At 62.4% G+C, this 15,402-nt stretch carries 9 protein-coding genes and 1 pseudogene; 4 read left to right on the forward strand and 6 right to left on the reverse strand.

Annotated elements, in window-relative coordinates:
* Positions 1-37: 37 nt before the first annotated feature.
* Positions 38-2,511, reverse strand: a pseudogene (uvrA, locus tag DL891_RS07585) (excinuclease ABC subunit UvrA).
* A gap of 227 nt (positions 2,512-2,738) precedes the next feature.
* Here uvrA and DL891_RS07590 point away from each other — a divergent pair.
* Entirely contained in the window at positions 2,739-3,248 is a 510-nt protein-coding gene (locus tag DL891_RS07590) for a flavodoxin domain-containing protein (RefSeq protein WP_111719819.1), read from the forward strand.
* A 66-nt stretch (positions 3,249-3,314) separates the two neighbouring features.
* On the opposite strand, the gene DL891_RS07595 is transcribed toward DL891_RS07590, so the two are convergent.
* The 5 genes from DL891_RS07595 to DL891_RS07615 all read right to left on the reverse strand — a co-directional run bounded on the left by DL891_RS07595 (position 3,315) and on the right by DL891_RS07615 (position 9,971).
* Entirely contained in the window at positions 3,315-3,545 is a 231-nt protein-coding gene (locus tag DL891_RS07595) for a DUF5652 family protein (protein ID WP_198668810.1), read from the reverse strand.
* 53 nt (positions 3,546-3,598) lie between these two features.
* Complete coding sequence (locus DL891_RS07600) at positions 3,599-4,633, reverse strand: NAD(P)-dependent alcohol dehydrogenase (protein ID WP_111719820.1); 1,035 nt, start codon at positions 4,631-4,633, stop codon at positions 3,599-3,601.
* An 86-nt stretch (positions 4,634-4,719) separates the two neighbouring features.
* Positions 4,720-7,398: a magnesium-translocating P-type ATPase gene (gene mgtA / locus DL891_RS07605; protein ID WP_111719821.1), complete on the reverse strand. Its 2,679-nt coding sequence runs from the start codon at positions 7,396-7,398 to the stop codon at positions 4,720-4,722.
* Positions 7,376-7,561 carry a hypothetical protein gene (locus tag DL891_RS07610; protein WP_111719822.1) on the reverse strand — a complete coding sequence of 62 codons (186 nt, stop codon included), beginning with the start codon at positions 7,559-7,561 and terminating at the stop codon, positions 7,376-7,378. The genes mgtA and DL891_RS07610 overlap by 23 nt, the downstream gene beginning before the upstream one ends.
* Before the next feature lie 70 nt (positions 7,562-7,631).
* Positions 7,632-9,971, reverse strand: coding sequence for an HAD-IC family P-type ATPase (locus tag DL891_RS07615; RefSeq protein ID WP_232819055.1), 2,340 nt, complete (start codon positions 9,969-9,971; stop codon positions 7,632-7,634).
* 403 nt (positions 9,972-10,374) lie between these two features.
* Here DL891_RS07615 and DL891_RS07620 point away from each other — a divergent pair, with 403 nt between their 5' ends.
* From DL891_RS07620 to DL891_RS07630, 3 genes are all read left to right on the forward strand, one after another.
* A complete protein-coding gene (locus DL891_RS07620; protein WP_111719823.1) occupies positions 10,375-11,247 on the forward strand; it encodes a universal stress protein in 873 nt (290 codons plus the stop codon).
* 252 nt (positions 11,248-11,499) lie between these two features.
* Entirely contained in the window at positions 11,500-13,980 is a 2,481-nt protein-coding gene (locus DL891_RS07625) for a phosphoketolase (protein ID WP_111719824.1), read from the forward strand.
* Between the two features lie 220 nt (positions 13,981-14,200).
* Positions 14,201-15,298, forward strand: coding sequence for a zinc-dependent alcohol dehydrogenase family protein (locus tag DL891_RS07630; protein WP_111719825.1), 1,098 nt, complete (start codon positions 14,201-14,203; stop codon positions 15,296-15,298).
* The last annotated feature ends 104 nt before the right edge of the window (positions 15,299-15,402 follow it).

Genomic DNA, 15,402 nt, shown 5'->3' on the forward strand with positions numbered 1-15,402 from the left:
GTCACGAAACCGGTCTTCGATAATCGGTGGTTCTCCGCTACTTGGCGACCACTGCCCCGGCGGGGTCCTGTCTCGCGAACCAGGCAGACAAATGCTCCGCCGTCGCGCCCATAGCGCACGCGACATCTTTCGGAGTACCGGTTGCGACAACCTGCCCACCCGCGTCGCCGCCGCCCGGGCCCAGGTCGATGACCCAGTCGCAGGCGGCGATCGCCGCCAGGTCGTGCTCCACGAGCACGACGGTGTTGCCGGCATCTACCAGTCGTTGCAACTGGTCGAGCAGCAACCGAATATCAGCCGGGTGCAGTCCTGCGGTCGGTTCATCGAGAAGGTAGAGTGTATGCCCGCGCCGGGCCCGCTGCAGTTCTGTCGCGAGCTTGATGCGCTGCGCTTCGCCTCCGCTGAGCTCAGTCGCAGGCTGGCCGAGCCTGCGGTAGCCGAGCCCCACGTCACGAAGGGTCTCAAGACTCCGCGAGGCGGCCGGCACATCGGCGAAGAACGCCGCGGCCGAATCGACCGTCATCGCCAGAACATCCGCAATGGACTCTCCGCGATAGTTCACCTCACGTGTCTCGGAGTTGTATCGCGTCCCGTGACACGTGTGACAGGGTGCGTAGGTGCCGGGCAGAAACATCAATTCCACCGAGACGAAACCCTCGCCCCTGCACGTCTCGCACCGTCCACCCGCAACGTTGAACGAGAATCGTCCGGCGTTGTATCCGCGAATTCGCGCCTCGTGTGTCGCGGCGAAGAGCTTGCGCACCACATCGAACATTCCGGTGTAAGTGGCCAGGTTCGACCGGGGTGTGCGGCCAATCGGCCGTTGGTCGACCACAACCAGCCGATCGAGGGACTCCAGGCCCGATATACCGGCGATGTCCACCTCGAGCATCACCTCGTCCGGGGTCTCGGCCGGCGCATCCAGATGCCCACGCACCACATGCGCGAGCACCTGGGTCACGAGGGTTGACTTGCCTGAGCCGGAGACGCCTGTCACCGCTGTCATCACACCCAACGGCACCTCGACCGAAGCATCTCGAAGATTGTGCCGAGTGACCCCGTTCAGGCGGAGCCAGATACGGGAGGTGCGGGGCTCACGATCTGCTTCACGGGCGTCGGGAAACAGATAACGAGCGGTGATCGAGTTCTCAACAGCTCGAAGCCCGTCGACCGGCCCGGAATAGACGACGTGCCCGCCCCCCTCGCCGGCACCCGGGCCGATGTCGACGACCCAGTCCGCGCGGCGCACGACGTCGAGATCGTGTTCGACCACGAACAGCGAGTTGCCTGACACTTTGAGGCGCTCCAGAACGTCAAGAAGTGGTGCGGCATCGGCCGGATGCAATCCGGCCGAGGGTTCGTCGAGCACATAGACGACACCGAACAGCCCGGAGCGCAACTGGGTGGCGATACGCAGCCGCTGCGATTCTCCGGTCGAGAGGGTGGTCGAGTTTCGACCGAGACTCAGATAGCCCAGCCCCAGCCCGAGCAATTCTTCGACCCGGCCGATCACGTCGGCGGCTATTCGTTTCGCGGCTTCGCTGCTGCCCTCGGGGAGGTCGCTCCAGTCGCGTCGACGCCCATGCGCAACGTGTCAGCGAGGTCTGTGAGAGGAACCGCATTCATTTCAACGATGGAGCGACCGGCGAACGTCACCGCTCGCGCCTCCGGGCGTAGGCCGCTGCCGTCGCAGTCGGGGCACGGCATACTTTTCACGAAACGCAGAGCACGCTCGCGCATCCGTTCACTCTGCGACTGTGAGAGCACATGCATGACATGTTCACGTGCGCTCCAGAACTTTCCGTAATAGCCGTGGTCGATGCGACCGGCTTCGGGTTCGACCAATACCGACGGTTGCTCGTCGGTGTACAGCAACCAGTCTCGATCTGCTCGCGGCAGCGAACGCCACGGCTTCTCGATGTCGATCCCGAGGCCACGCACAACACTGCGCAGGTTCGCTCCCTGCCAGGCACCCGGCCAGGCGGCGATCGCGCCCTCGCGAATGCTCAGCGTGCTATCCGGCACGAGGAGATCTTCGGTGACATCGTGCACCTTTCCGAGACCTTGGCATCGGGGGCATGCGCCGGCCGCTGTATTCGGGGAGAACGCCTCTGCCGCGAGGTGAGTGGCACCGGTTGGGTACGTGCCTGCCCGGGAGTAGAGCATGCGGAGAAGGTTGGACAGTGTGGTGATCGTGCCGACCGTCGAGCGCGAACTGGGCGCTCCGCGGCGTTGCTGGAGCGCGACTGCAGGAGGCAGTCCGGTGATCTCCCTCACCTCGGGTGCGCCCACCTGGTTCAGCAGCCGCCGGGCATAGGGCGCAACAGACTCGAAATAGCGCCGCTGGGCCTCCGCATACAACGTGCCGAACGCCAGAGACGACTTGCCCGAGCCTGACACACCGGTGAAGACCACCAGGCTGTCTCGGGGAATGTCGATGTCGACGTTCTTGAGGTTGTGCTCGCGCGCGCCCCGAACTCGAACCCAGCCATCTACATCATTGCGTGTCATGCGCCCACCTCCTGATCTCGAATCGAAGCACTTCCCGCCGCGGCAAAGCGCCTCAGCATTCGCCGGATGAACAAACGCGGCGCGCCGACATCACACTACGCGTGCGCGCCCCGCACCCCATTCTCCAGGCAACATCGCCGAGGGGTGTGCGTGCCGAATACGTTGCTACGGGGCATGCTGGAAGCTGATGATCTTTCACCCCGGCGAACTCTACGACTGGAGACACCATGAACACTCTCATCGTTTACGAGACAATGTGGGGAAACACAGAACTGATAGCCCGGGCAATCGGTGCCGAGCTCAGCTCCACCGTGACAGTGGACATCGTCGATTCCGATTCGGCTCCCCCCTCCATTGAAGGGTTCGACCTGCTGGTTGTGGGTGCACCGACGCACGCGTTCTCCCTGTCTCGCCCAGCAACCCGCCAGGAGGCGGCCAGCGAGCGGAACGCGCCTCATGTCCCGGTGTCGGGCGTTCGCGAGTGGCTTCAAACTCTATCCAGAACGGAGAATGCGGTTACTGCTGTGGCCTTCGACACCCGTGTAGACACACCCCGACTGCCGGGATCGGCCGCGAAAGTCATCCGACGCGAGTTACGGAGCCTGGGCTTCGAAACATCCCAGAAAGCAAAAACTTTTCGCGTTCACGGGTACGAGGGACCTCTCGTCGACGGCGAGCCCGCCCGCGCGGCCGCCTGGATCCGATCGATCGCATCGGCCCGGGAGTCGAATCGCTAGCATCCCGTCATCGCCTGGACTCCATCGGGACCAAAATTGTTGCCTCACATCTGAGGCGAGTCGGGATCACACAGACCCGGTACCGTCGCCACTTCTGCGAGCGCGACCCCACGAGCTGAACCGAAAGATGTAGATCGCATCGAGGATCCCGGCGGTGTTGGCCAGGAGCAATGCCGTGTACCACGGCTTGCTCCCATCTCGGGCCGCATGCCACATGGACACAGCCTTCCACGCGACACCCCACACGACGACACCCGAGAAGAACGCTCGTTGGCCGGGGCTGAATCTGTGCTCCATGTGCTTCCTCATTTCGGCGAGATGTCTCTCTCGATCCCTCATCCTGCTTGTCATCACGGCACCACGACCGCTCGTCCCAGTATGGTGCCGGCCCTGAGGCGTTCGTAGGCCTCAGGGGCATGCTCAAGATCGAAGCGTTCGGTGTGAACCCTGATCTGTCCGGTGCGGGCAAGGTCGAGAACCTCCATCAGCTCCGATCGCGAGCCCCAATAGGGTGCGCGAACAGATGCGCCGAACGGCGTGGAGAAGAAACCCGTAGGAAGCACGCCTCCCCCGATCCCGACGATCTGAATGACACCATTGGCCACGACGGATTCTCGCGCGATGTCGAGAGTCGCCTGCACCCCGACAAAGTCGAATACGGCGTCAGCACCGCGTCCTTTTGTCAACTCGCGGATGAATGCCGGGGCATCGCTGTTCGAGGGAACAACATGGTGGGCTCCGACCTCGGTCGCGAGCCGCAACTTCTCCCTGTCGACGTCGAGCACCACGATCATCGCCGCGCTGACTGCGCGGAGGATCTGCACACCCACATGCCCCAACCCACCGGCACCGATCACAACGGCCGTCGAACCAGGCACCAGGGCGGAAAGACTCGACATGATGGCGTGGTACGGCGTGAGCCCGGCATCGGTGAGGGAGACGCTCTCGACCGGGTCCAGATCTCCGAGAGGTACAAGGTGCCTGACGTCGTCAACGATCAGGTACTCGGCGAGTGCGCCGGGAGCGCCGAGGCCCGGCGGCGCAATCCCGAGCTCCGCGGCACGGAGGCAATAGTTCTCTTTGCCTTGGGCGCATGCATGGCAGAGACCACAGCCCCAGGGGCCGTAGACGGCGACCGAATCTCCGACCTCGACACCGACCACCCCGGCGCCGAGTTTCTCAACAACACCGGCACCCTCATGGCCCAGAGTAAGCGGGAGTCCGTAGATGTATTGCTCCTCCGGCAGGGTCATGACGAATTCATCGGAATGACAGAGACCCGCTGCTGTGACCTTCAGCCGGATCTGCCCCGGTCCGGGCTCTGGGGTGTCGATCTCGACGACTTCGGGGGGTGCCCCGATGGTTCGATATTGGAGTGCGCGCATGCCCCCATCATCCTCCTTCCTCATGGAGAGTTGAAAGCCTTCGACTTCCGTTTTTTGGAATGAGGCTCGCAGAACCGTATCCACCGTCACCGCTTCGACCTGCCAGCGGGTGACAGGCGTTCTGCGGTACTGAATCGGCGCATCCGGCGGCGCAGGTGGCTGTCGGCACGTGGGGCTCGTGGGGTCTCATCGCCCGTGCGGGTGACCGCCATGCGGTAGAAGAGCGTCTTCCCAAACTCAACGAGCACCAGATACCCGACCACCATGAGTGCCAGGACGGCGAAGAACCCGACCGGAAGCGGAGAGAATCCGAGCACGCCAGCCAGAGGGCTGGCCGGAAGGATGATGCCGATTGTCACCGCTGCGAGCGCGGCGAGAGTCAAGGGAAGACTCGGGTGACTGCGGAAGAACGGGATCCTTCGGGTTCGGATTGCAAAGATGACCAAGGTTTGAGTGGCGAGCGATTCCACAAACCAGCCCGTGTGAAACAGCTCGGGCCCGGCGTTGAACCCCCAGAGCATCACTCCGAAGAGAATGAAGTCGAACACGGAGCTCAATGGTCCGAAGATCAGCATGAACCTGCGGATGAACCGGATGTCCCATTGGGAGGGCTTGCGCAGTTGTTCCTCATCCACGTTGTCGGTCGGAATCGCAAGCTGACTGGCGTCGTAAATCAGGTTATTCAGCAAGATCTGCGAGGGCAGCATGGGAAGGAAGGGCAGGAAGATCGAAGCACCGGCGGCACTGAACATGTTCCCGAAATTGCTGGAGGTACCCATCAGAACGTATTTGATGGTGTTTGCGAAGATGCGTCGCCCCTCCATCACACCGTCGGCAAGCACATTCAAGTCCTTCTCAAGCAGGATGACGTCTGCCGCATCTTTTGCCACGTCGGTCGCCGAATCCACCGAGATGCCCACATCGGCGGCGTGCAGCGCGAGTGCGTCATTGACCCCATCGCCGAGGAATGCCACGTCGCCGCCTGTGCGTCGCTGGAGCGAGACGATCCGGGCCTTCTGTTCAGGACTGACTCGAGCGAACACTCGGGTCGCGGCTATCACAGCGGCCAGTCGAGTGTCGTCGATGGCGTCAAGATCCACACCGGTGAGCGTGCCCCCGTCGACCAACCCGAGATCGTCGCACACCTTCGTCGCCACGACCGCGCTGTCGCCGGTGATCACCTTGACCGAGACCCCCAGCGCCGACAATCGTTTCAGTGCCGCCTCGGCATCCGGTTTCGCCGGGTCGAGGAACACAAGGAATCCCACCAGCGTCAGGTCGCGCTCATCCGCTGGAGTGACCACATGCCTGTCCTCGGCGGCTCGTGTTGCCACGGCGATCACCCGATTGCCCGCCGCGAATTCAGCGTCCAACCGCGACTCGGCAGAGGCCGGAACGTGTGTGCAACGCTCCAGCACCGTCTCCGGAGCGCCCTTGGTGACGATGATGCCCGTGCCGGCAGCATCTCTCACCAGCACCGACACGAGACGTCGATCATGATCGAACGGCAGGATCGACACCCGCTCGTATCCCGCAATGGCACTGGCCTGGGCGCTGGCCGCCGGAGAGTTCCATAGCGCCATGTCGAGCGAATTGCCTCCCACCGCCTGCCCGTGGGCGCCCACCACTTCTGTGCACACCAGCCCCCACTTCAGCGGATCCGCCGACGGGGCACCCGTTGCAGAGACCGTGCGCATGAAGCTGATGCTGCCGACCGTCAGTGTTCCGGTCTTATCGGTGAAGAGGGTGTCCACGTCGCCCAAGTCTTCGATGCACACCAATCGTTTCACGAGCACCTTACGGGCCGACATCCGCTTCGAACCCGCTGCGAGACTCGCCGATACAACTGCGGGTAACAGCTGCGGTGTGATTCCGACTGCAATGGCCAACGAGAACAAGAGCGCGTCAAAGAGGGGCTTGTGAAGCGCGATGTTGATCACGAAGATCGACCCGGTGAGGATGACCGCCACATAGACGAGCAGCACTGAGAACTTACGCAGCCCCACCTGGAATTGGGTCTCGACCTGATGCTCGCCGAGTCCGGCCGCGATCCGTCCGAATTCCGTGTTGACACCGGTGGCGATCACAATTCCTGTGCCTGCGCCACCGTGCACCACCGACCCCATCATTGCCACACTGGAGAGCTCAGCGAGTGCCGTGTGCTCTGGCACGGGTGCAACCGATTTCTCTACGGGAGATGACTCACCGGTCAGGGTCGATTCGTCACATTCGAGATTCTGCACCTCTGAGAGTCGAATGTCTGCTGGAACAATGTCACCGAGCTGCAATGAGGTGACATCCCCCGGGACCAACCCCGTGACGTCAACCGGCACACGACGCCCGTCTCTGATCACTGTCGCCCGGTGGTGGATCTGCGAGTGCAGGGACTCGGCCGCCTTTTCGGCACGGTACTCATTGACGAACCCGAGGCCAATGGACAGGGCAACGATCACACCGATGATGATGGCGTCGCTGATCTCTCCGACGAACGATGACGCGACCGCGGCGATGAGAAGCAACCCGAGTAATGGGGAGCGCACTTGATGCCACAGCACCAACAGGGCCCGTGCCCGGTGAGACGACACCGCGTTGGGGCCAAACCGCGCGAGCCGAGCAGCCGCCTCGCTCGAGGAAAGGCCCGAGTCGTCCACTCCCATCCGGCCGCACACGTCATAGACCTCGAGGCAGGCGGCTTGCCGTGAGTCAAGGGCTGAGATGACCGACGCTTCTCGATCGTCGGTCTCAGACGACGGGCGGGTTGTCATCCTCGGCTCCACGCCCGCTGGCAACGACGGAGAGCGGCAACCGCATTCGCACGACCGCACGGATCACGTTGTTGCCATGCTCACGAGTGATATGAGTCAGATTCGCTTCGGATGCTCGGGAAGTCCCACCCAGTCGGGAATAGTTTCCGATGGAATGGGACATGAATCTCCAATCCGGCAATCAAATTCTAACTCTGCAGCCGCTGAAAGAGCAGTGGCCCGCTGGAGAGATCTCAATCTCGCGAGGGCCGCTGCGCCGGCACCTCGGTGTTCTGATGACCGGGACCGTTCGCGATCAACAGTCTTCGCCGGCTGGTGCGGTTCAACCGGAACATGACTTCGATGCCCGCGCACGCTATGAACGAAATGATGAGGCTGGCGATCAGTTGATCGGTTGGGGGCCATGCGACGCTGAAGAAGTCTCGCACGAACGGCACGACCAGCAGGAGCACGAGGCCCACATACATCGATCCGATGATGAGCACTCGCCAGAGGTTCAACGGCCGGGAGAGCACGATCAGCACCCAGAGCCCAATCAGTGCCAAGGTGATCACTGCGCTGGTTTGAGCGCCTTCACCGTGCCCCGTCCCTGATCTGGAGTAGATGCCGACAGCGATAAGCGCCCCAGCGATAGTGGCACCGGCCGGTACCGCAAAAGACAGCGAACGTCTCAGGAACCCGGGAACGTATCGACTGGTGTTGGGCATCAACGCCAGGAAGAGAGCAGGGATACCGATCGTGAGCCCGTCGGTTGCCGAAAGCTGGCGAGGAAGGAAGGGAAACTCCCACAAGAGCGCTCCGAACACCACCGACAATACGATTATGTAGGCGGTCTTGGTGAGGAACAACATCGCGAGCCGTTCGATGTTCGCAATCACGCGTCGACCTTCGGCGACCACGACCGGGAGCCGATCGAAACGGCCATCGAGAAGAACCAACCGTGACACGGCTTTGGTCGCTGCGGCGGCAGAGTCCATGGCAATACCGATATCTGCTTCCTTCATCGCCAAGGCATCGTTGACGCCGTCACCGGTCATCGCCACAACATGTCCGCGAGCATGCAATGCCCGCACAATATCCCTCTTCTGGTAGGGAGTGACCCGGCCGAAGACGACATTGTTCGCCATCACCTCGCTCAGTTCGTCCAGGTCTTCCGGCAGGGTACGGGCATCATATCCGCGTTCCACCGGCAGGCCGACCTCCCGGGCAACTGCCGCCACCGTGAGCGGATCGTCCCCGGAAAGCACTCTGATCTCGACACCCTCCTTCTGGAAATAGGCCAGCGTTTGTGCTGCATCGGAGCGAACACGTTCGCGAAACGTCAACAAGGTGACCGGGACACGATTGTCCGGCAAGCTGGGTGACGACGGATCCCCACCAGTCGAAGGCTGTTCAGGCGAATGAGCCAGGATCAGGGTGCGAAGGCCCGCCGCGGCCAACTCTGCCGCCTTCTGAAGGGTCTGGTCTGCGTGAGGTGCGGCCGGCGACAGCACAAATTCGGGAGCGCCCAATATCCAGGTGCCCGCCGATCCGCAATCATCGGTGAAGGTGACAGCACTCCACTTCCGTTCCGAAGAAAACGGAACGCTCGACAGCGCCTCCAGCCCATCACTGGCAGAGAATTCCGTGGCGAGACACCGAGCCGTCGTATTGGCGATCGGATCATCGCCGAACCAGCCCAGTACCTGCCGCCAACCTGCCGGCGGCACTTTCGCGGTGTCGTGTACGGCGTCGAAGATCATGGCGCCATCGGTCAGCGTTCCGGTCTTGTCGATGCAGAGCACGTCCACCCTGGCCAGCCCCTCGAGTGCGGGCAACTCCTGCACCAGAACATTCATTCCGGCCAGCTTCATACCGCCCACTGCGAAAGCAACACTGGAGATCAGGACAAGCCCCAACGGGACCATCGCGATGATACTGGCCACGACACCGACCACCGCATCCCTCCAGGCCCCGGAGCTGAGCGCATATTCCCATCCGCCGTAAGCCTGCATCTGTCCGTTGACTACGATCGCGGTGATCGGCAGAAGCGCCCAGGTTATCCAGCCGAGAAGCCGATTGAGCGAGTTGCGAATCTCCGAGTTGAACATGGCGAAGCGCTTGGCCTCAACGGTGAGGCGGCTCGAGTAGGACGCTTCACCGACCCGTGTGACACGCGCTCTGCCCTGTCCTCCGACAACGAGTGAGCCCGACAGTATTTCATCACCATGCGACTTGTCGACGGGCTCCGATTCGCCGGTGAGTAGAGACTCGTCGATCTCCAGGCCGTCGTCATCGATGATGACCCCATCTGCGGCCACCTGGTCACCAGCACGCACGATGAGCACATCATCCTGCACAACGTCTTCGACCGCGACGTGCTGAACAGTCCCATCGCGAAGCACTCGGGCATTTGAGGAATCAAGGATGGCGAGTCGATCCAGTAATCTCTTCGCCCGATATTCTTGACTCACGCCAATGATGCTGTTGGCGATCGCGGCAAAGCCGAAAAGCGCATCTCTCCAATGCCCGAGCAGCACCAGAAGCAGGAAACCGCCGAGGACGATGCCGTTGAACAGAGTCAGAACGTTCACGCGGAAAATGCGCCAAATACTTCGGCTGGAATCATCGGGAAGTTGGTTGTCCAGGCCGTCCCGCACGCGGCTCCTGGCTTCCCCGGAAGTCAGCCCGGAGAGCTCGAGGCTGTCGTCGTCGCGATTGGGCGGCGGAGGAGGAGGCAAAGTCACATCACTTTCATCTACACGTAGCGTAGACGAAACACCGCGGAGTTCTCTGCTTCCACTCGCCTCGAGACCCAGGAGAGATCTGTAGCCAGTGGGTGAGGCCGGGTTCTGTTGAGGAGAACTGCCCGGACGGCCCGGCAGCACCGGCTACTCTCGACCATGATCGTCGCGGAGCGATACGCTGGGCAACCCGGCAGCTTTTTCAGGCAGCCCGCCGTGAATCATCTGAACGTCATCACTCGAGAGGTGCGCTATGGACAGTTGGACCCGCGTCGGTGTGGATGGATCGCCCGCCTCCTATCGTGCTCTGGATTGGGCTGCGGATCGCGTAGCTGTTCGTGGCGGAGGGTTGGAGGCGCTGTGCGCGGTAGACCTGAAGGTCATATCGGCCATCTACGGCTCCGAGTTCGATCCGGTCTCCATAGCAAGCGATGTTCTGGCGGAGGCACGTCGCCGCGTGGAGGCGCGCCAACCCCGGGTCGTCGTCAAAACCCGATGGGTCGACGGTCGTCCGGCACGAGAACTGGTTCGAGGAACGAAGGCCTATGACCTCATCGTTGTCGGCACCGATAAACTCCCGGAAGTGAATGCGCCGCGGGTCGGGACTCTTCCGTTGAAAGTCGCAGCACGGGCCGAGTGCGTCGTTGCTGTCATCCCCGCCTTCGATCCCGAGGGTCGGTCCGGAGTGATCGCGGGCGTCGATCTGACCTCTCGTGCCCACAGTGCACTCTCTCTCGCACTCGTGGAGGCAACCTGGCTCAAGACGCAAGTACACGCTGTTCATGCGTGGGGTGTGCCGGAAATGCTCGAACGCGATGTGCTGGTCGGAGCGGAGCCAGAACCCACGTTTCCGAAGTCATCGTTCGATTTCCTGCACGAGGCCATCCGAGAAGTCGCTGATGGGGGCGATGAGTCGATAGTTCTCGAGGTGGTGCGTCAGAACCCGTCCCTCGCGCTGATCGAACGCGCGAGAACCGCACAACTCCTCGTGGTCAGCACCCGCGGACGAGGCAAGGTCGCGTCGACTGTTCTCGGCTCCGTCTGCCATGACGTGCTGCAGAACATCGCTTCCCCGGTCATGGTGGTGGGCACCCGCTACGATCCCACTGCGTCGCACGTGACGTGATGTCGAACCTGTCTGCTGGTTGCCCTCCAGCACGGGATCGGTGGGGACAATTCTGCCCCGATCCGGGCCGCTCACCGGCACGGCGACGCGGCGTGTGACCACAGCCCCTGTCTGCACACTGCGCGCACGCCTATTCTGCAGTTATGGTTCGCGGCGAGGATTGACTGCAAATCGAGCGATTTCACGTCGAGCCAGGCCGTCTCCGGGCAGTTCCGATCGGTCATTCAGCCCGTTGAAACGGAACCTCATCCCATGGACCAGAGAAACAGCAGGCCAGCATCGTGGCAACTTCGACCGATACACGAACTCACCGACCAGACGGGTGCGGAGCTCGACGCCTGGTGGAGGGCAGCCAACTACCTCTCGTTGGGGCAGATCTACCTCATGGACAACCCGCTGCTCCGCCGTCGGCTGTCACGTGAAGACATCAAACCACGACTGCTCGGGCACTGGGGCACCACACCCGGTCTGAACTTCATCTACGCGCATTTGAACCGGGCGATCCGGGAACGCAGCCTCAACACGATCTATGTGACCGGTCCCGGCCACGGTGGTCCCGGGATGGTCGCGAACGCGTATCTGGACGGTACCTATAGCGAGGTCTACAACGACATCGACCGCTCCGAAGCCGGGCTCCGCCGTCTTTTTCGGCAGTTCTCCTTTCCCGGCGGCATTCCTTCGCACGTCGCCCCGCAGACTCCGGGCTCGATCCACGAGGGCGGCGAGCTCGGATACTCGCTCTCCCACGCCTACGGCGCCGCGTTCGACAACCCAGACCTGCTCGTCGCCTGCGTCGTCGGCGACGGTGAAGCCGAGACCGGCCCGTCCGCGACCGCCTGGCATTCCAACAAGTTTCTGAACCCGCTTCAGGACGGGGTGGTATTGCCGATTCTGCATCTCAACGGGTACAAGATCGCAAACCCGACCGTGCTGGCGCGCATCCCCGAAGAAGAACTACTGCAACTGATGCGGGGCTACGGTCATACCCCCTTCCTGGTTTCGGGCGGTTTCGACGACGAGGATCCCATCGAGGTGCACAAACGCTTCGCTGAAACCCTCGACCGGGCACTGAACCAGATCGCGCAGATCAAAGCGGATGCCGCGTGCGGCATTTCGACTGAGCGACCAGCGTGGCCGATGATCATCTTTCGCTCCCCGAAAGGGTGGACCTGCCCGAAAGAGATCGACGGGCATCCGGCGGAGAACAACTGGCGCGCCCACCAGGTGCCGCTCACCAACGCTCGCGACACCGTCGCGCACACCGAACTGCTCGAGACGTGGTTGCGCACATATCGGCCCGAGGAGCTCTTCGACGATGCCGGCGCGCCCGTCCCCCTCGCGACTGCACTTGCACCAGAGGGTGAGAGGCGCATGAGCGCGAACCCCGTGGCCAACGGCGGGCTTCTGCGCCAGGAACTCCATCTGCCGAATTTTCGCGAGTACGCGGTCGATGTTCCGAGACCTGGCGGCTCGATCGACCAGGCGACAGAGGTCTTGGGACGCTGGTTGCGCGATGTGATCCGGCACAACCCTCACAACTTTCGCATCTTCGGCCCGGACGAAACCGCTTCCAATCGGCTCCAAGACGTCTTCGAAGCCACAAACAAGCAGTGGAATGCGGAAACCTGGCCGATCGACGAACTCGACAACCACCTCGCGCCGACCGGGCGAGTGATGGAGATGCTCAGCGAACATCAGTGCGAGGGCTGGTTGGAGGGTTACCTCCTGACTGGGCGCCATGGGCTGTTCAACTCATACGAGGCATTCGTGCACATCGTCGACTCGATGTTCAACCAGCACGCGAAGTGGTTGGAGACGGCGCAATCGATCCCGTGGCGCCGACCGGTGTCGTCGTTGAATTACCTGCTCAGCTCACACGTCTGGCGGCAGGATCACAACGGCAATTCGCACCAGGATCCTGGCTTCATCGATCACGTCGTCAACAAGAAGGCGGACGTCGTGCGTGTCTACCTGCCATTCGACGCGAACACCCTGCTCTCCACCTATGACCACTGCCTGCGTTCCGTCAACTACGTGAACGTGGTGGTCGCCGGAAAGCAGCCGGAATACAACTGGCTGAACATGGACGAAGCAGTCGCGCACTGCACTCGGGGCTTGGGCATACTGCAGTGGGCCGGCACCGAGTCGCCCGGCGTGGAACCAGATGTGGTGTTGGCTGCGGCCGGGGACGTGCCAACGCTGGAGGTGCTCGCTGCAGCCTCCATTCTGCGCCAGCAGGTGCCCACACTGAAAGTGCGGGTCGTCAATGTGGTCGACCTGATGCGGTTGCAGAGCGAGAGTGAGCATCCGCACGGGTTGTCAGACGGTGAGTACGACGGGATCTTCACCGCCGACAAACCGGTGATCTTCGCCTACCACGGCTATCCGTGGCTGATCCACCGGCTCACCTACCGTCGGCACGGTCACGACAACCTGCACGTACGTGGCTACAAAGAGGAGGGGACCACCACGACCCCCTTCGACATGGTCATGCTCAACGATATCGACCGGTACCACCTGGTCATCGACGTTCTCGACCGGGTTCCCGGGCTCGCCGCCCGCTATGCCGGATTGCGGCAGGAGATGCAGGACGCCCGGTTGACGGCACGCGCCTACACGCGCGCTCACGGCGAAGACATCCCCGAAGTCACCGAATGGCGATGGGGCCGGTCAACCCCAACCACCGAAAAGGCAGCAGCCACCGGATTCGACGACACCGGGAACGACAACTGACCATGGCCGAAACCGCGCGTATCTCCTGGGGTCCGGCGAGGATTCCGCGGGACGAATTCATAGTCCGCACACTGCTTGGCCGATCGGTGGAGGGTTAGCCTGAGAATGCGGGCAACCTTGGCATCCCACGGGTCTTCTCACCCTGTTCATACTCCTCCGTACCCGTGCCACTATCAAATTAACGTCGGGGCTCGGTCGCCGACGAGGAGGAAGACAGATCATGAAGGCACTCGTCTATTCAGGGCCCAACCAGAAGAGTTGGACGGATGTACCGAATCCGGTCATCCAGTATCCGACAGATGTGATCGTCAAGATGGTGGCCACGACGATCTGTGGTACCGACTTGCATATTTTGAAAGGAGACGTGCCCGAGGTAGAGCGGGGCCGGATCCTTGGCCACGAAGGTGTCGGGGTGATCACCGAGATCGGTTCGGGCGTCGATCAGCTTGCTGTCGGCGATCGGGTCATTCTGGCCTGCGTGAGCTCGTGCGGGCGGTGCGCGAACTGCCGGACCGGCCTGTACAGCCACTGCTTGGATCCGGAAGGAACTCCGGGAATCGGCTGGATCTTCGGTTATATGATCGACGGCACCCAGGCCGAGTACGTACGCGTGCCATTCGCCGAGAACTCTGCCTACAAGGTTCCCGAAGGCGTGAGCGATGCGGAGGCAGTGCTCCTTTCGGATATTCTGCCCACCGGGTTCGAGATCGGCGTGCAGTACGGCCAGGTGAAGCCGGGCGATGTGGTGGCCGTGATCGGCGCCGGTCCGGTCGGGCTGGCTGCCGTGATGACCGCCCGCCTGTATGGGCCGTCAAAAATCATCGCGGTCGACCTCGACGGGGCACGGCTGGAACGTGCGGCCGGGTTCGGCGCCACAGACACTGTGAACTCGGGTGACTCCGATTGGAAGGAACAACTGCTTGCCCTCACTGACGGGGATGGCGTAGATGTCGCGATCGAAGCGGTCGGCATCCCGCAGACGTTCACCATGGCCACCCAGATCGCTCGGCCCGGCGGGCACGTCGCGAACGTCGGGGTGCACGGCAAACCGGTCGAACTCCCCCTCAACGAGCTGTGGATCCGCAACCTCACCATCACGACCGGATTGGTGAACACGAACACGCTGGGCATGCTGCTCAAACTGGTCACCGAACACGCGCTGCCCGCCGACAGGTTCGTCACTCACGAATTCACCTTCGACCAGGTTCAGGAGGCGTACGATGTGTTCGGAAACGCGGCCGAACATGATGCCCTGAAGGTGCTCATTCACGATGGCCCGCGCATCCTGCCGCGGGCGCACAGCACCAAAGCGGGGTGACTCGGCCATGCAGGCACGCCCGAGAGTCGCGGCACCACCGCTCGGACGGCGCACGTTCGGTTCGGATTGTGGCGTCGAACTCACCATCCTCTCCCCCAGCGGAA

The organism is Homoserinimonas sp. OAct 916 (assembly GCF_003260275.1).
Classification (GTDB): domain Bacteria; phylum Actinomycetota; class Actinomycetes; order Actinomycetales; family Microbacteriaceae; genus OACT-916.